Annotated in this window: 13 protein-coding genes; 2 read left to right on the top strand and 11 right to left on the bottom strand. The window is 66.6% G+C overall.

Features of this window, described 5'->3' with window-relative positions; all coding sequences use genetic code 11:
* Nucleotides 1-300: 300 nt before the first annotated feature.
* Together RBB39_RS13850 and mnmC are read left to right on the top strand one after the other, a co-directional pair.
* The gene (locus RBB39_RS13850) at nucleotides 301-600 is read left to right on the top strand and encodes a YciI family protein (protein ID WP_045991104.1); all 300 of its coding nucleotides are present in this window, start codon (nucleotides 301-303) and stop codon (nucleotides 598-600) included.
* Nucleotides 601-860: 260 nt separating this feature from the next.
* The gene (gene mnmC, locus RBB39_RS13845; protein ID WP_045991105.1) at nucleotides 861-2,906 is read left to right on the top strand and encodes a bifunctional tRNA (5-methylaminomethyl-2-thiouridine)(34)-methyltransferase MnmD/FAD-dependent 5-carboxymethylaminomethyl-2-thiouridine(34) oxidoreductase MnmC; all 2,046 of its coding nucleotides are present in this window, start codon (nucleotides 861-863) and stop codon (nucleotides 2,904-2,906) included.
* A gap of 139 nt (nucleotides 2,907-3,045) precedes the next feature.
* Here the strand turns inward: mnmC and RBB39_RS13840 are convergent, their stop codons facing one another.
* From RBB39_RS13840 to RBB39_RS13790, 11 genes are all read right to left on the bottom strand, one after another.
* Nucleotides 3,046-3,318, bottom strand: a complete 273-nt coding sequence (locus RBB39_RS13840) for a YheU family protein (RefSeq protein ID WP_045991106.1) — start codon at nucleotides 3,316-3,318, stop codon at nucleotides 3,046-3,048.
* Nucleotides 3,315-5,357 (bottom strand): NAD-dependent DNA ligase LigA, encoded by a 2,043-nt coding sequence (gene ligA / locus RBB39_RS13835; protein WP_045991107.1) that lies wholly within the window; start codon nucleotides 5,355-5,357, stop codon nucleotides 3,315-3,317. Before ligA ends, RBB39_RS13840 begins: the two co-directional genes overlap by 4 nt.
* 192 nt (nucleotides 5,358-5,549) lie before the next feature.
* On the bottom strand, nucleotides 5,550-7,589 hold the full coding sequence (gene zipA, locus RBB39_RS13830; RefSeq protein ID WP_045991108.1) for a cell division protein ZipA: 2,040 nt from the start codon (nucleotides 7,587-7,589) through the stop codon (nucleotides 5,550-5,552).
* A 226-nt stretch (nucleotides 7,590-7,815) separates the two neighbouring features.
* Nucleotides 7,816-11,313 (bottom strand): chromosome segregation protein SMC, encoded by a 3,498-nt coding sequence (smc, locus tag RBB39_RS13825; RefSeq protein ID WP_045991109.1) that lies wholly within the window; start codon nucleotides 11,311-11,313, stop codon nucleotides 7,816-7,818.
* 3 nt (nucleotides 11,314-11,316) lie between these two features.
* Nucleotides 11,317-12,537: a c-type cytochrome biogenesis protein CcmI gene (gene ccmI, locus RBB39_RS13820; RefSeq protein ID WP_045991110.1), complete on the bottom strand. Its 1,221-nt coding sequence runs from the start codon at nucleotides 12,535-12,537 to the stop codon at nucleotides 11,317-11,319.
* A complete protein-coding gene (locus RBB39_RS13815) occupies nucleotides 12,534-12,989 on the bottom strand; it encodes a cytochrome c-type biogenesis protein (protein ID WP_108132542.1) in 456 nt (151 codons plus the stop codon). Before RBB39_RS13815 ends, ccmI begins: the two co-directional genes overlap by 4 nt.
* A gap of 83 nt (nucleotides 12,990-13,072) precedes the next feature.
* Nucleotides 13,073-13,621, bottom strand: coding sequence for a DsbE family thiol:disulfide interchange protein (locus RBB39_RS13810; protein ID WP_045991111.1), 549 nt, complete (start codon nucleotides 13,619-13,621; stop codon nucleotides 13,073-13,075).
* A 61-nt stretch (nucleotides 13,622-13,682) separates the two neighbouring features.
* Nucleotides 13,683-15,683 (bottom strand): heme lyase CcmF/NrfE family subunit, encoded by a 2,001-nt coding sequence (locus RBB39_RS13805; RefSeq protein ID WP_045991112.1) that lies wholly within the window; start codon nucleotides 15,681-15,683, stop codon nucleotides 13,683-13,685.
* Nucleotides 15,684-15,904: 221 nt separating this feature from the next.
* Nucleotides 15,905-16,375 (bottom strand): cytochrome c maturation protein CcmE, encoded by a 471-nt coding sequence (gene ccmE / locus RBB39_RS13800; protein ID WP_045991113.1) that lies wholly within the window; start codon nucleotides 16,373-16,375, stop codon nucleotides 15,905-15,907.
* On the bottom strand, nucleotides 16,365-16,577 hold the full coding sequence (ccmD, locus tag RBB39_RS13795; RefSeq protein WP_231498600.1) for a heme exporter protein CcmD: 213 nt from the start codon (nucleotides 16,575-16,577) through the stop codon (nucleotides 16,365-16,367). The genes ccmE and ccmD overlap by 11 nt, the downstream gene beginning before the upstream one ends.
* Entirely contained in the window at nucleotides 16,574-17,314 is a 741-nt protein-coding gene (locus RBB39_RS13790) for a heme ABC transporter permease (protein WP_045991114.1), read from the bottom strand. The genes ccmD and RBB39_RS13790 overlap by 4 nt, the downstream gene beginning before the upstream one ends.
* Between the last annotated feature and the right edge of the window lie 9 nt (nucleotides 17,315-17,323).

The following is a 17,323-nucleotide window of genomic DNA, read 5'->3' as shown; positions in this document are numbered from 1 at the left end:
GCGCCGTCGGAAGCGGTCGAGTGCATATGCAAATCGATGGCGAGGGCCGTGCCCTCGAAGGACTCAGGAAGGGCTGGCATGGGACAGGAAACTGGCTCCTCGACATGACGCCGGGCGGCGACTTTGACAGAATATGGCCTCCATGGTGCGCGTGGCGCCTGCCGCGGTCAATGCTGGTCGCGTCGCGCATGCGCCTCCCCGAGCCGGGTGATCGTCATCCAGGATGCCGTAGAGCGGCATCCGACCGCCCGGCGAGTCTGCCCGGGCCAACGTCAACCGGGCCCTATCGAGGAACTATCGATGCTCTACGCGATCATCAGCGAAGATGTGGACAACAGCCTGGAACGTCGACTGGCCGCCCGGCCCGACCACCTGGCTCGACTCGAGGCCCTGCGCGATGAGGGACGCCTGGTGCTGGCCGGACCGCACCCGGCGGTGGACAGCGAAAATCCCGGAGACGCCGGCTTCAGCGGAAGCCTGGTGGTCGCCGAGTTCGACGACCTGGCCAGCGCCCAGGCCTGGGCCGATGCCGACCCCTACATGATCGCCGGCGTCTACGCGTCGGTCACCGTCAAGCCGTTCAAGAAGGTCCTGCCCTGAGGCGAGCCGAGTGCCTGCCCCGCGCACCTGGCGGGATCGCGGGCACCCAGCTTCTGGCACCTGTTCGTGGACAAGCGATGTCCTGGCTGCCGTTCACGAACAGCCTGTTTGCACAGGTCTTGTTCACAGCCTGCTTGTTCACAGAGTCTGTGGAAAAGTCTGTTGAAACGCCGCGGACGCATTGCTGTAACCCTGTTGCCACGCCCTCGACAACAGAGTGATCAATTCTTGACCAGCCCCGCCAGCCGGAAATCTTCGACGTGACATCATCTCCAGATGGCCTCCCCGCCCTGACCGCCGCCACTACCGCCGAACTGGACTGGCGCGAGGACGACAGCGGAATCAGCCCTCACTCCCGTGCCTTCGACGATGTGTACTTCTCGCGCCACGACGGTCGCGCCGAGACCGAGCACGTGTTTATCGCCGCCAACCGGCTGCCCCAGCGCTTTGCCGCCTGGCACGAGCAGCGCCCCTTCGTGATCGGTGAAACGGGCTTCGGCACCGGGCTCAACGTGCTGTGCGCCTGGCACAGCTTCGAGGCGCTGGCGCCCCCCGGGGCGCGGCTGCACATCGTCTCCACCGAGCGCTATCCCATGAGCGCCGAGGATCTGATTCGGGCCCTGGCAGGCCAGCCGGATCTGGCCGACAAGGCGGCGGCGTTGATTCGTCAATGGCCGGTGGCGGTCACCGGGGTGCATCGACTGGTGCTGTCGCCCCGGGTCATTCTCGATCTGCACCTGGGTGACAGCAGCGAACGCCTTGCGCTGCTCGACGGCCTGGTGGACGCCTGGTTCCTCGACGGCTTCGCCCCCTCGAAGAATCCCGAAATGTGGCAGCCTGCACTGTTCGCCGCGATGGCGGCGCACTCCCGTCCTGGCGCCACCTTCGCCACCTTCACCTGCGCAGGCATCGTCAAGCGCGGGCTCAAGGCCGCCGGCTTCACCTGGCGCAAGGTACCGGGCCATGGACGCAAGCGCGAGATGCTCGCCGGCGAGATCGACTCGCCTCCCGACGATACCGGCAGACGTCACACCCCCTGGTTTCGCCCTCCTGAGGCGCGGCCCTGTCGGCGCGTGGCCATTGTCGGCGCGGGCATCGCCGGCTGCAGCGCCGCCGAGGCGCTGGCCCGACGTGGTGTCGAGGTCACCCTGATCGACGCTTCGCGACCCGGCAGCGGGGGCTCCGGCAATGTCCAGGGCGCGCTATACGTGAAGCTCGCCGCCGACACCAACCACCAGAGCCGGGTCTATCTGGGCGGGCTTCTCTACAGCCAGCGCTGGCTCGCCCGGCTCGACCCCGAGCAGCGCCTGTGGTCGCCCTGTGGCGTGCTGCAACTCGGTGCCAACGAGCGCGAGGCCCGTCGTCAGCGACGCTTTCTCGATCACCACGGCCTTCCCCACACTGTGGTGCGTGGCATCGACGCCGACGAGGCCTCCAGCCTCGCCGGGCTCTCGCTGCCCCACGGCGGCCTTTACTATCCGCTGGCAGGCTGGGCCAGGCCGCGCGAGCTGTGCGAGCAGCTCGCCCGCACGCCGGGGGTGACCTTCGTCCAGGCCAGCATCGACAGCATCGAGCCTCTGGAGGACGGCGGCTGGCGTCTTGTCGGCAGCCACGACCCGAAGGGCGATCACTCCAGCGTCGCCATCGAGGTGGATCAGGTCATCGTCGCCTCCGCCTATCGCTCGGCTGACTTCAGCCAGGTCACTGGCCTGCCGCTGCAGGCGGTACGCGGCCAGGTCAGCCGCGCGCCCCTGGCGCTCGAGGCCCCGGCGCCGAAGCGAGTGGTCTGCGCCGGTGGCTACGTGGCACCGCCGCTGGATGGCGTGCTGACCTTCGGCGCGACCTTTGCCCCGGGGCGTAGCGACAACGACACCCTCGACGAAGACCACCAGGCCAACCTGGAGGAACTCGACAGAACCCTGCCGGGCTACCTCGACCAGCTGCGCCAGGCCGGCCATCCTCTGGCGATAGAGAACCTCGATGGCCGTGGCGGTGTGCGCTGCGCAAGCCCCGACAAGACGCCCTACGCTGGCCCGCTGCCCGATCAGCCGGCATGGCTTCGCGACTACGCGGTGCTGGCCAAGGACGCCACCCGGGTGCCGGACATCGCGGGCAGCCACCATCCCGGCCTGTGGATCAGCGCCGCCCACGGCTCACGGGGGCTGGCCAGCGCGCCGCTGTGCGCCGAACTGCTGGCCTCGCGGATCTGCGATGAACCGCTGCCGCTGGAAGCCCCCCTGGCCGACCACCTGCACCCGGGGCGGCGGCTGATCCGCGATATCGTCCAGGGCAAGCGCCAGGGCTGACTCCAGGATGAGCACCAGGGCTTGCTCCAGGGCTGGACGCAAGCAGCAACGCCCAGACGCCGACGGCCCGCCTTGAAGGCGGGCCGTCGTCTTTTTCACCCGCCGCAGCAAGCGTCTGGTGGCCGGGGGCATCGGCAGATCAGATGTCTCCTTCTTCCTCGTCATCTGCGATGTCTCTGCCAAAGGATCGCCACTGGGCCAGGGTCAGCACCTCGGTGCTCTCGGTCTCCAGATCGTGGGCGATGATCAGCTCCGAGCGCTCGAGCTGGCCCTTGAGCTCCTTGACCCAGCCTTTCATGCCCTCGCCGGTGTCGGTGGTGTCGTAGCCCTGACGGGTGACGAAACTCTCGAGCAGGGCGTCCAGCGTCTCCCCGGGCAACATGCGATAGGGTACTTCGACGAAACGGCTCATGCTTGCTCCTCCGAACTCTCGGATTCCCACTCGTTCAGGCGCGCGAGGAAGGTCGCCTCGTCGATCACCTCGACCCCCGCCTGCTCGGCCTTGGCCAGTTTGCTGCCGGCACCGGGGCCGGCCACCAGGCAATGGGTCTTCTTCGACACGCTGCCGGCCACCTTGGCGCCCAGCGCCTGCAGGCGCGCCTTGCCCTCGTCCCTTGTCATGGTCTCCAGAGTACCGGTGAGCACCCAGGTCTGGCCTTCCAATGGCGTGGGGCGCTCGCCGACGTCGACCTCGTCCCAGTGCACCCCGGCGGCGATCAACGCCTCCAGCGTTTCGAGGTTGTGTGCCTGGTGGAAGAAGGTGGCGATATGGGCGGCCACCACCGGGCCCACGTCGTCCACCGCCTCCAGCGTCTCACGGTCGGCCTGCTTGAGGGCATCGAGGTTGCCGAAGTGGCTCGCCAGGTTGGCCGCGGTGGCCTCGCCGACCTCGCGGATACCCAGGGCGTAGATAAAGCGTGCCAGGGTGGTCGCCTTGGCCCTTTCCAGCGCCTCGACCAGATTACTCGCCGACTTCTCGGCCATGCGCGGCAGTTCTGCCAGCCGCTCGGCGGACAGGCTGAACAGGTCCGCCGGGGTCTTGACCCGGTCACGCTCGACCAGAGCATCGATCAGCTTGACGCCGAGGCCGTCGATGTCCATCGCCCGGCGCGAGGCGAAGTGCTTGAGCGCCTCCTTGCGCTGGGCGGCGCATACCAGCCCGCCGGAGCAGCGTGCCACCACCTCGCCCTCGATCCGCTCTATCTCGGACTCGCACACCGGGCAGCGCTCGGGGAAGACGATATCCTGGCCTTCGCCTGCCGCCTCGACCACCCTGACCACCTGGGGAATCACGTCGCCGGCGCGGCGAATGGCGACCCGGTCGCCGATGCGCACGCCAAGCCTCGCGATCTCGTCGGCGTTGTGCAGGGTGGCGTTGGACACCGTCACCCCGGCCACGCTGACCGGGTCAAGCCGTGCCACTGGGGTGATCGCCCCGGTGCGCCCCACCTGAAATTCCACGTCGGTGAGGGTCGTGGTCTGCTCCTGGGCCGGGAACTTGAAGGCGATGGCCCAGCGCGGCGCCCGCGAAACGAAGCCCAGCTCGCGCTGCAGGCGTAGCTCGTCGACCTTGATCACCACCCCGTCGATATCGACGTCCAGGCCTTCACGACGCTCCCCCAGGCGGCGGCAGTAGTCGATCACACCGTCCGCCCCCTTGACCACTTCGAGCTCGCGACTGACCGGCAGGCCGACCTCGGCCACCCGCTGCATCAGTTCGCTATGGGTGCTCGCGCCTCCATCGGGCTCGAGGCGCGCTACCTGGTAGCCACGGAATTCGAGTGGCCGCGTGGCGGTCACCCTGGGGTCGAGCTGGCGCAGGCTGCCGGCGGCGGCATTACGAGGATTGGCGAAGACCTTGCTGCCCTGCTCACGGGCACGCTCGTTCATCGCCTCGAACTCCTGGTGACGCATGATGACCTCGCCGCGCACCTCCATCAGCGTCGGCGGCGTCTCGCCCCGTAGGCGCAGCGGAATGGACTTCAGCGTCTTCAGATTGGACAGGATGCCCTCGCCGGTACGGCCGTCGCCACGTGTGGCACCGCTGACCAGCACACCGTCTTGGTAGACCAGCGAGACCGCGGCGCCGTCGAACTTGGGCTCACAACTGAAGAACAGCGCCTCGGCGTCCAGTTCCATACGCTCGGCCACCCGCTTGACGAAGGCTCGTATCTCATCGTCATCGAAGGCGTTGTCCAGCGACAGCATGGGCAGCGCGTGGGTCACCTCGGGGAAGCCGTCGGCGGGCTTGGCACCGACCCGCTGGGTCGGCGAGTCGGGGCTCGCAAGCTCGGGATGGGCCTGTTCGAGCTCCGTCAGCCGACGCAGCAGCCGGTCGTACTCGGCGTCGGGCAGGCGCGGGTCGTCGAGCACGTGATAGCGGTAGTTGGCGTCATCGAGTTCGGTGCGAAGCCGCGCGACCTCGTCACGGGTCGAAGCATCGGTGGTCATGTAAACCCTTGTCCTGGCGAAGTGCGAAGTGCTGATGATCGGCCATTCTACCCCATGCCCGCCGGGAGAAAACCGCCAGACATCACCGCCCCCGACAGGCAAGCCCGGTCCGCCCCATCAAGACACAGAAGGCAAACGCAGACGGCCCCGTGTCTCCACGGGGCCGTCGCGTACCAGGCAGCGCCTGCGCGGTCAGTTCACCTGATAACGATGCAGGCGGTGACGGCGCTCGAACTCCTGCACCCGCTGGCGGGCAAACTCCACGGTCTGGGCGGTCATCACGCTGTGATTCTCGTCCTTCAGCTCACCCCCCATATGGCGCACGATCACCATCGCGGTCTCGACCATGGCCTCGAAGGCCGCCGAGCTGTCCTTGGCGCTGGGCAGCGGCATCAGCAGGGTGATGCCGGGTGTGGTGAAGTCGTCCATGGCTTCGATCGGGAAGGTCCCGGGCTTGAGCACGTTGACCATGGAGAACTGCAGGGCGCTGCCCTCATCCTCGGTCTCGAAGCGATGGAAGATGCCCATGTCTCGGCTGTAGCGCAAACCGCAGGCCATCATCAGCTCCAGCAGGGTCGTGCCAGGGAAGCCGTCCTCGTCACGGGACATCACGCTGATGACGATGATTTCCTCGGCATTGCTCAGGCTGTCACGGGCATGCTCGGCGTTGACGTCGTGGCGCAGGGCCTTCTCGAGCACCGGATGGGTGCGCACCCTGGAGTCTTCGACATTGGCGTCCGCTGCTTCGTTAAATGCGGCTTCGTCATACGCGGCTTCGTCGTACGTGGCATCGTCGAACGAGGCTTCGTCTTCCATCGACGAGGCGCCACGCTGATCGGCAGCGGCCTGCCTGGCAAGCAAGGCTTCCTGACGGCGGCGCTCGGCCTCCTGAGCGGCCTGCTCCTGACGCAGCCCTTCTTCCTGCTGCCGCTGACGCTGCTGTTCGGCCTGATGCTGTGCCTGTTCGGCCTGCCGGCGAGCTTCTTCCTCGGCCTTGAGCTTGGCTTGTTCGGCCTTCTGCTCGGCCTTGAGCCGTGCCTTCTCGGCTCTTTCCTTCTCACGCTTCTCGCGTTCGATACGCTTCTGTTCCCGGCGTTCTCCCAGCGACTTCTGCAGCGAAGCGCCAAAACGATGCACGGAGGACCCCATGCGACGAGAGCGATCCTTCAACGAATCTCCCATCCCCTCGAAGTCCACCAGACGATACTGATCCTCGTCGAATTCCTCGTGGTCCTGTGGGTCCGCCGCCAGAGACGGCATGGCAGCGTCGCCGGGCTCGCTGGCGACGTCATCGTCACGACGCGCGCTCAAGCTGGGCTCGCGGCGCCCATCACCCGCGTCGGCGACATCGTCACGCACCGCGTGTTCGTCCTGGGCAGTCTTGCCGGTGGAGGCGTCAGCGTCCACCGGAGCGTCCATCGTCGTCTCGCTGGTGGCCCTTGGCTCCTCGCGGCTGTCGGCCGCCATGGGCTCGTCGGTCAGGGAGGACTGCTCGGCCACTTCTTCAGCGTTTTCAGCGTTCGGGGCCTGCGCGGGCGCTTGATCGACCCGCACCGACGGCTCTGCCTGTGCTGGAGTCGGTTCTGCCTGTGCTGGAGTCGGTTCTGCCTGTGCTGGAGTCGGTTCTGCCTCGGCGGGCGCTTGTTCTGCACCCTCTTCTACACCCTCTGCCTGGGTGGGCTGCTCGGCCCGGGCTTCAGGTGCCGGCTGACTGGCTCGCGGGGCAACGGTGTCCGCCGGCCGGTCATTGGTCGACGATCCATCGGCGCGCTGGCTGTCCCCAGCCTCCTGAGCGCGACTGGCCTGACTGGAGCGGAATTCGGACAACACCCGGGATGGCCCGGGGTGCTCCTGGCGCTGCAGCTTGGGCTTGGGCTGAACATTGGAGAAGTCCGCAGGCCTGACGACCCTGGCCCCTCCATTGGGCAGCTCCCAGTTGATTTTTTCCTGGCGCGCACGCTCCTCGGGGTCGTCCTCTACCGAGGCCACCTCCCGACGCTCTGGCGCGCTGGGTCCGGGGCTCGCCGCCATGGCGGGTTCCTGATCATGGCGACTGCCATGACCACTGCCATAGCCGCTTTCGTAGCTACCGTAGCCACTATCGAGGACGTCTCCCTGCACCTCATCAAGGCGGGGAGTGCGACGTTGGCGCTGGAGGCGACGCGCCCCATCGATAACGATGAGGGTCACCAGTGCCAGCCCCAGAATGATCAGCCACTCTCTTAGTTCCATGGGTCGTCATGCCTTTGCTAAGGCGCCATGCCTGATGGTTGTCCGTCAACAGCATAGCGTGATTGCGAAAAAAAGGGCCACTTTTTTTTATTTGTCAAGCGCCGGATTTTCTCCGGTCTTCTCGACAGTGCCCTTCGCATTCGCCCTTCCAACTCCCTTTGCTTACCTTGCCATGCAGTATCATGGTCTTACTTGGTAACCCTATTATAACCACCTTTCAAGTGCATCATGCTTCTGCCAGCGCGGCCGCCTCGTCCACGCCCACCGAGACCAGTCGCGAGACGCCAGGTTCCTGCATCGTCACACCCATCAGTCGTTCACCGGCCTCCATGGCGATCTTGTTATGGGTGATATAGATGAACTGAACGCTCTCGGACATTTCCTTCACCAGCTTGGCATAGCGCCCGACATTGGCATCGTCCAGGGGCGCATCCACCTCGTCGAGCATACAGAACGGCGCCGGGTTCAACTGAAAGATGGCGAATACCATGGACAACGCCGTCAGTGCTTTTTCTCCCCCGGACAGCAAATGAATGGTGCTGTTCTTCTTGCCCGGAGGTCGCGCCATGATGGCCACCCCGGTTTCCAGCAAATCATCGCCTGTCAGGGTCAACCATGCGGTTCCACCACCGAAGACTCGCGGGAAAAGCGACTGCAGGCCGGCGTTGACCCGCTCAAAGGTATCGCGGAATCGCATCCGCGTCTCCTGATCAATACGTCGGATCGCCTTGTCCAGGGTTTCGAGGGCCTCGTTCAGCTCGGCCTGCTGCGCTTCGAGATAGTCACGCCGCTCGGCCTGCTGCTCGTACTCCTCGATGGCGGCCAGGTTGATCGCCCCCAGCCGGCGAATCTTCTCGCCCAACTCCTCCAGCCGGGTCTGCCAGGCGGACTCGGTGGCATTGGGGTCCAGCCCTTGTGTCAGAGCCTCGGCATCGTGGCCAAGTTCCCTGAGCTGCTCATCCTGGGTCTCGGCCTTCAGCGCCAATGCCTGAACCTGCATACGCGCCTCCTGCAGACGCTCGCGCACGCCATCGAGATTTCGCTCGTGGCTCTGCCGCGCCTGCTCGTCGTCGCGCAGGCGCTCGACCAGCGCCGCCGCCCGTGCCCGCGACTCATTGAGCTGGCGCTCCTCCTGCTCGCGCCGGTGCAACAGCTCATCGAGACGCTCGCGACGTTCCTCATCCGGCTCATGCAGCCCCTCACGCGCTTCCTCGAGTTCGGCCACCCGCTCCTCCAGGCGTGAGCGGGTATCCCCCGCGCGCCCCTGCTGCTCGGCCAGGCCAGCACGCTCGGTGGTCAACCGCTGGTGCTCCAGGGTGAGCTGCTGGGAGCGCTCGCTCAGCGGACGCTGGCGGGTACGCAGCGAGGCCAGCCGTTCGCGCGCCTGGGTGCGCTCGCGCTCGAGACGCTCGCGTACCTCGGCGCCCTCTTCCAGCCGAGCCATGGCGCTCTGCCACTGCTCGCGCATTTCCTCGATGGCCAGCCGCGCTTCCTCGTCGGCTTCGGCCAGGCCCTCGAGCTCCTCGTGGATCTCGGCGCCGCGACTGGACAGATGCTCAAGCCGGCTGGCCAGACCATTGTCCTGAACCGCCAGTTGCTGACGCGCCTGATCCAGCTCACGCTCCGACAGCCGCAGTTGCTCGAGCCCCTGCTCGGCCTGATCGACCAGCGCCTGGGCACCTTCGCGGGCCTGCTCGACTGACGCCAGCCGCTGTTCCTGCTCTGCCAGGGCGGCACTTGCCTCGTCCAGCCGGGCACGGCTCACCAGCAACGCATCCGGCCCATCTCCCTCGCCCCGCTGGCGCGCCCAACCAGGGCCTAGCCACAGGCCGTCGGCGGTCACCAGGCTGGCCCCCGCCTCGAGCCGATCCTGTGCCTGCCAGGCCTCGTCACGGGAGGCCGCACAGCGAATGCCGGCGAGCCACTGCGCGGCCGCACCGGCGCCCTTGACCCTCGCCACCAGGCTGTCGCCGGCAGCGTCGACGCTGGCCTCTGAATCGAGCAGTGCCAGTTCGGCGGCAAGCGGCGAGGCCATCACCTCACGACAGTGACTCGAAGACGCCATGCGGGCCCTGAGCCAGGGACCCAGCACCCAGGACACCGTCTCCTCCCAGCCGGGCTCGACATTCAGGCATTCGCCCAGGCGTGGCGCCTCGGCAAGGCCATGCTCGGCCAGGTGCCGGTCCAGGCTTTCGTCGTGGTCGGCCAGGGCCGCCTCGATCAGCGCCTCCAGCGAGGCGATCTCGCCACCCAGGGCGCTGTGACGGGCGAGCGCCTGCTCGCGCGCGCGGTCATGTTCGACAACCTCGCGACGGTTGGCATCGCGCTGATCGATCAGCCGTTCACGACGCTCCTCGAGCTCCTCGGCGCGGGCCTCGTGCTCGGCCAGCTGACTCTTCACTTCTTCGCGCTGAGCGCTGAGGCCGGCCAGGTCCGGCAATTCATCGAGCTGCTGACGGCGTTTGGCACGGTCGGCGGCGATGCGCTCGAGCCGAGCTTCCAGCTCACGCAGTCGGTCCTGGGTGCGTTCAGCCTCGTGGCTGTCGCTGCGCCAGCGTTCGTTGAAGGCCTCCCATTCGGCGTCGGCCTCCTCCACCGCGGGCTCGGCCTCCTCCAGCGCCGCTCCCAGCTCGGCCAGTTGCTCGGCCAGTTCTTCCTGCTCGGGGCCCAGGGTCTCCAGGCGATCCTCGAGGGCCAGCAGGCGCTGACTGTCGTCCTCGCCGAGACGATCGAGCTCCTCGAGCTCGCGGCGGGCACTCTCGAGATCCCGCGCCAGCTGCTGATCGCGGGAGCGGGTGTGTTCGAGCTCCTGCTCGAGGCGGGCGATGGCGGTGGTGGTCTCGTAAAAGCGTGCCTGGCGCTGGTCGAGCTCCGAGGCCAGGCCATCGTGCTCGGCGCGGGCCTCTTCCAGCCGAGTCTCGCACTGGCGCATGCCGAGCACCTCGCGCTCCACCGCGGTCTCGAGCTCGCGCACCCGGGTGTCCTGCTCGGTCTGGGCGGCACGCAGGGCGCGTCCGCGCAGCAGTGCGAGTTCGCCCTTGACCCCGTGCTCTTCTTCTTTCAACGACTGATAGCGCCTGGCCGCCTCGGCCTGACGCTTAAGCCGCTCGAGCTGCTTGTCCAGCTCCTCGCGGATATCGTCGAGCCGGTCCAGGTTCTCCTGGGTGCGACGCATGCGATTTTCGGTCTCGCGACGGCGCTCCTTGTACTTGGAGATACCGGCGGCCTCTTCCAGGGTGGCGCGCAGCTCTTCGGGACGCGCCTCGATCAGCCGCGAGATCATGCCCTGGCCGATGATGGCGTAGGAGCGCGGCCCCAGGCCGGTGCCCAGGAACAGGTCGGCGATGTCGCGTCGGCGACACTTCTGGCCATTGAAGAAGTAGCTGGACTGGGCGTCCCGGGTGACCTGACGCTTGACCGAGATCTCGGCGTACTGGGCGTAGACCCCGCCCATGGTGCCGTCGCGGTTGTCGAAGGTCAGCTCGATGGAGGCCATGCCCACCGGCTTGCGCCCGGTGGAGCCGTTGAAGATGACGTCGGTCATCGACTCGCCACGCAGGGTCTTGGCCGAGGATTCGCCCATGACCCAGCGTACGGCGTCGATGATGTTCGACTTGCCGCAGCCGTTGGGACCGACGATGGCGGTCATGTTGCCGTCAAAGGGCACCGTGACCGGATCGACGAAGGACTTGAACCCGGCCAGCCGGATCGACGTCAGACGCATGGACTATTCAATCACTCGATCGATGATAAGCGCGACAGGATCCATGTCCGGGCCGCCTACTGCAACCCCTTGTCGTTCACCCATGAGATCGCCGGCCTGGGGCTGGGCCTGGCCGCTGGACGATACCCGCGCCAGCAGACGCACCTCATCGACCTGCGCGAGGCTTGCCATGGGCGACATGGCATCGCTGGCGTCAAGGGTCAGGCTGGCCGGCAGGTCGGCCAGGGTCAGGCGCTCGATGGCCAGCGGCGGCAGCTTGCCTTCGCTGTCCCGTGCCACCACGAACACCGTGGTCTCCGGCGCCAGACGCCCGACCAGTTCGTCGGCCAGCGACAGGCTGACCAGCACATTGCGCTCGCTCGCCGCAGGGGCCAGGCGTTGCTCGGCCTGGGCGACGCCCTGGCGCATGGCCTCGGACAACGGCGAGTCGTCTGCCGTCGACAGACCGCGCCGCCAGAAGCCCAGGGCGCCCTGGTAGTCGTCCTGCTGGAAGGCCTCGACCCCCAGAAACCACATGGCCGAGGGCAGATTCGGCGCCTCGCGACTGGCCTCCCGGGACAGCGCCAGAATGCGATCGTCGAGCCGCCCTTCGTTGATGAAGTACTGCATCTTGGCCAACTCGCCGATCCACCAGGGTGAACGCCCCTCCAGCGCAAGCACACGCTCGATGGCATCGCTGGCCTCGGCGTAGGCGCCGCTGTCGCGGTAAAGCGGATACAGCGTCTGCCACACGCGAGGGTTGTCGGGTTGGCTCTCGGCCTGCTGCTCGAGGCGCTGGATCATCAGCGCGAGGCTCGCCTCGGGGTCGTTGCGTACCTCTTCGATGGCCTGATACAGCACCAGGTCGCCCTCGGCGCCCTCCCAGCGGTACCACACCACGCTGACCACCACCACCGCCACCAGCACCAGCGGCACCGCCAGCTTGCCCGCAGCGGCAGACTTCAGCGGTGAGCGCTTGAGCCGCTCGGTGTCTTCGAGCAGGCTGCGCTGGAGTTCACTGAGATCCTCGTCGAAGCGTGCCGCGTCGATGTCTCCCCGAGACTTGGCCGCTTCCAGCGACGCCACCCGACGACGATAGACCGCCACGTTCTGGGCGGCGGCGTCATCGCTGTCCTCCAGCGCACGTTGCAGGCGTTCCACCTTCGCCGCACGGCGCAGGGGCAGGATCAGCAGCCAGGCCGCGAGCAGCAGCAGAACGGCAAAGGCCAGCCATAACAGGGTCATGCGGATCCCTCTCTATCGATCAGGTCGTCCAGGCGCGCCTGCTCCTCGGCGGACAGCCTGCGTACCTGGGTGCGTCGCCGTGAGCGGATGATCAGCCACAATACCAGGGCGCCGATGACGACCAGCGCGCCGGGCAGCCCCCACAGCAGCAGGGTGCGCCCCTCGAGACGCGGATTGTAGAGGACATAGTCGCCGAAGCGCTGGACCATGAAGTCGATGATCTCCTTGTCCGAGCGGCCGTCCTGAAGCTGGGCGTAGACCCGCTCGCGCATGTCGGCGGCGATCGGCGAGTTGGAGTCGCCGATCGCCTGGTTCTCGCACTTGGGGCAGCGCAGGGTGGCGGTCAGCTCCTGATAGCGCTTTTCGGTCACCGGGTTGTCGAAGCCGCGTACCTCGATGGCTTCCGCCCGAGCGTCGAGCGCAGCGACAAGCATCAACAGCGCCAGCACCATGCCCGCCAGCCAGCCAAGGCCCGAGCCAGGCAGATTACGTGCACGGGCGCTGCGGTCGTCGCCGCTAGCGCCGCACAGATCGATCAACGCCATTTTTCCACCTCCGGCAAGATGATCTTCTCCACATCGTCGGCGGTGATATAGCCGGTGTGGTGGTAGCGAATGATCCCCTCGGCGTCTACCAGGAAGGTCTCGGGAGCGCCGTAGACGCCGAGATCGAAGCCGAGGGTACCCTCGGGATCGAAGATATTGAACTCGAAGGGATTGCCGAACTGGGTCAGGAAGGCGCGTCCCCTGGCCCTGCGCTCACCGTCGCTGGCACCTTCTTCCTTGTAGTCGACCCCGACCAGGCGTACCCCGCGCTCGGCCAGATCCAGAAGCTGCGGCATCTCCTGACGACAGGTCGGACACCAGCTGCCCCAGACATTGACCAGGGAAAGCTCGCCGGACAGCGCGTCCTGGCTCACCTTGCGCTCGGGTTCCTCGAGGGTCGACAGCTCGAAGTCGGGGAACTCCCTGGCCATCAACGCGGATTCCCGTTCAAAGGGGTTGATCGACAGCCCCTGATAGAGAAAGATCCCGAGCGCCAGAAACAGCACCAGCGGCAACAGCAATAGAAGTCGACGTTTCATGCACGGGTCTCCCTGGCCGTGACGACAATGACAGGAGCGAAGGCCAGCGGCTGACGATCTTTCATGATGCACTGGCCTCCCTGGCCGTCACGACAGGTTCGGGCTCACGTACGCTCAAGCGGCGACGGTAGCGCCTGTCGGCGACGGCGATGATGCCACCGGCGGCCATCAGCAGTGCGCCCAGCCACAGCCAGCGCACGAAGGGCTTGATCTGCACCCTGAGCGCCCAGCTGCCGTCGTCGAGCTCCTCGCCCATGGCCACGTAGAGGTCGTGGAACAGGCCAGGCCGCAGCGCCACCTGGGTCATCGGCATGCCGCGCGCGATGTACAGGCGCTTCTCCGGGTGCATCTCGAAGCTTGCGCTGGCGCCCTCTCGGGTCACCTCGATGGTGGCCGCGTCGGAGACATAGTTCGGCCCACGACGCTCGTCCAGCGCCGTCATGTGAAAGCCGATGCCGTTGACCTCGACGCGGTCACCGACATTCATGCGCACGTTGCGCTCCACCGAATAGTTGGACACCAGGGCGACCCCGATGATGGTCACGGCAAGCCCCTGATGGCCGAGCACCATGCCCCAGTAGGCAGGCGTCAGGCGCTTGAGGGCACCAAGGCGCGAGCCGGCTCGGGAGGTCTTGCCCCACAGGTCGCGCACCAGCGACAGCACCAGCCACAGCGCCGCGACCAGGCCCAGCGACGCCTTCAGGTTCCACTGCCCGGTGTAGACCAGCGGCGCCGCCACGCCGATGACCAGAGCGCCGAGACCGGCGATCCACAGGCGGGTCAGCAGCTCGCGCCCGGCCATGCGCTTCCAGCGGGCGCTGGGGCCAAGCCCCATGAACACGCAAAGCAATACGGTCAGGGGCACGAACAGGGCGTTGAAGTAGGGAGGCCCCACGCTGATCTTGCCCAGGTTCAGCGCGTCGAGCAGCAGCGGATAGACGGTCCCGAGCAGCACCGTCACCGTCATCACCACCAGCAGGATGTTGTTGACCAGCAACAGGGCATCGCGGGATACCCAGTTGAAGCCTCCGGGCTGGCTGACCCGTGGCGCGCGCAGGGCGAAGATCAACAGTGACAGGCCCACGGTGATGCCCAGCAGCACCAGAATGAACAGGCCCCGCGAAGGATCATTGGCGAAGGCGTGCACCGAGGTCAGCACCCCTGAGCGCACCAGGAAGGTGCCCATCAGCGACAGCGAGAAGGTGGTGATCGCCAGCAGCACCGTCCAGCTCTTGAAGGTGCCGCGCTTTTCGGTCACCGCCAGGGAGTGGATCAGCGCGGTGCCGGCGAGCCAGGGCAGCAGCGAGGCGTTCTCCACCGGGTCCCAGAACCACCAGCCGCCCCAGCCCAGTTCGTAGTAGGCCCACCAGCTACCGAGCGCGATGCCGACGGTGAGAAAGGCCCAGGCGATATTGGTCCAGGGGCGCACCCAACGGGTCCAGGCGCTATCCAGGCGTCCGCCCAGCAGCGCAGCGATGGCAAAGGCGAAGACCACGCTGAAGCCCACGTAACCCATGTACAGCATCGGCGGATGGATGATCAGACCGACGTCCTGCAGCAGCGGATTGAGGTCGGCGCCGTCGGCGGGGATATTCGGCAGCGAACGCTCGAAGGGGTTGGAAGTGATCAGCACAAAGGCCAGAAAGCCCACGCTGACCAGCCCCATCACGCCGAGCACGCGCGCCACCATGTCCGGTGGCAGCCCCCGGGAGAAGCAGCCCACGGCGAAGGTCCAGACTCCGAGGATCAGGCTCCACAGCAGCACCGAGCCTTCGTGGTTGCCCCACACCGCGCTGAACTTGTAGTACCAGGGCAATAGCGAGTTGGCGTTGTTGGCGACGTTGACCACGCTGAAGTCGTCGAGCATGTAGCTCGCCGTCAGACAGCCGTAGGCGATCAACAGAAAGGCCAGCTGGCCCGCCGCCATCGGCCGCGCGTAGGCCATCCACAGCGGGCGCCGAGTGGCAGCCCCGGCCAGCGGCAGCACCGCCTGCACGCAGGCCATCAGCAGCGCCACGATCAGCGCGTAGTGTCCGATTTCCGGAATCATCTTGATCAGCATGGATTCACCTTGGCCCGCCTTCCGTCCGCGTCAGTCCACTGGCGCCTGGCTCTGCGACTGAATCGCGTGGGCCCATGGGCCCGGAACGCCTGCGTTATGGTCGATTGACCCTGTCCCCTTCTGGCTCGAAGAAGCGCCTTCGGCCCTGCCCCCTCGGGCAAACAAGGCCCCGCACCACGGAGCCCTGTTGTCGGGATACCTTTTTTGTCGATGCACGCAGCCTACTGCGACGTGCCTGGGCCCGCCTGCTTGTAGTCTGCCGGCGAATAGCCGGCGTCTTCCAATGCCTCGGCGACCTCGGGCGGCATATAGTTCTCGTCGTGCTTGGCCAGCACCTTGTCGGCCGCGATATAGCCGTCGCCGGTCAGTTCGCCGACCACCACCACGCCCTGCCCCTCGCGAAACAGGTCCGGCAGGATGCCGCTGTAGCGCACCTCGACATCGTCGACGTAGTCGGTCACCACGAAGCTGACGTCCAGGCTGTCACTGTCACGATGGACGCTGCCTTCCTTGACCATCCCGCCGGCACGTAGCTGCCGGTCCACGGGGGCTTCTCCGGCGGCAATCTGCACCGGGCTGAAGAACAGGTTGATGTTGGAGCGCAGGGCGTACAGCGTCAGTCCCACCGCCACCGCACACAGCGCCACCAGTCCAAGCACCAGCAGCATCTTATTTCGGCGTTTAGCCCTCATCTTGATCCTCCGAGGGGGAACTTGCGACCGCGGCGTCACGCCTCAGCCGGCGGCGCAAGGTGCGCCGAACACCGCGGCTTTCGCCGCGAACCAGAATCACGCTCAACAGCAGAAAGCCCAGGGTCGCACCCCAGGCGGTCCACACATAGGGGCCGTGGCTGCCCATGCTGACCAGCTCGGCCAGCGATTCGAAAGCCATCATGGACGCTCCTCGAACAGCTCTTTCACCCAGCGCTTGTGGCCTTCACGGCGCAGGATCTCGGTACGGGTGCGGGTCAGGGTGAAGGCCGCGAAGAAGGCGTAGAATCCCAGCACCATGATCAACAGCGGCATCCACATCTCGACCGGCATCGCCGGGCGTTCGGTGATGGTGAAGCTGGCGGGCTGGTGCAAGGTGTTCCACCACTCCACCGAGTACTTGATGATGGGTATGTTGATCACCCCCACCATGGCCAGCACCGACGCCGCCTTGGCGCCGCTCTGGGGGCGGGCGAAGGCGCGCCGGATCAGCATCACGCCAAGATACAGAAACAGCAGGATCAGCATCGAGGTAAGGCGGGCGTCCCACTGCCACCAGGTGCCCCAGGTAGGCTTGCCCCAGACCGACCCCGACAGCAAGGCGATGGCGGTCATGGCGGCGCCCAGCGGCGCCATCATCGCTGCCGCCATGTCGGCGATCTTGATCTTCCAGACCATGAATACGAAGCCGGAGGCGGCCAGCGCCATGAAGATCGACTGGGCCAGGAAGGCCGCAGGCACGTGCACGTAGATGATGCGAAAGCTGTTGCCCTGCTGGTAGTCCGCCGGAGCGAAGGCCAGCCCCCAGACGCTGCCGACCAGGATCAGCGCCAGCGCCAGCGCCCAGCACCAGGGAGAGAGACGCGCGGCTATGCCGTAGAACCAGCGCGGCGATCCCAGCTTGTGAAAGAAGGCCCACATGAGCGTTGT

Origin of the sequence: Halomonas sp. MMSF_3323, from assembly GCF_030733595.1 — a bacterium.
In the GTDB taxonomy this organism is placed as follows: Bacteria; Pseudomonadota; Gammaproteobacteria; order Pseudomonadales; family Halomonadaceae; genus Halomonas; species Halomonas litopenaei.
This window is presented reverse-complemented; position numbering and strand designations above follow the sequence as displayed.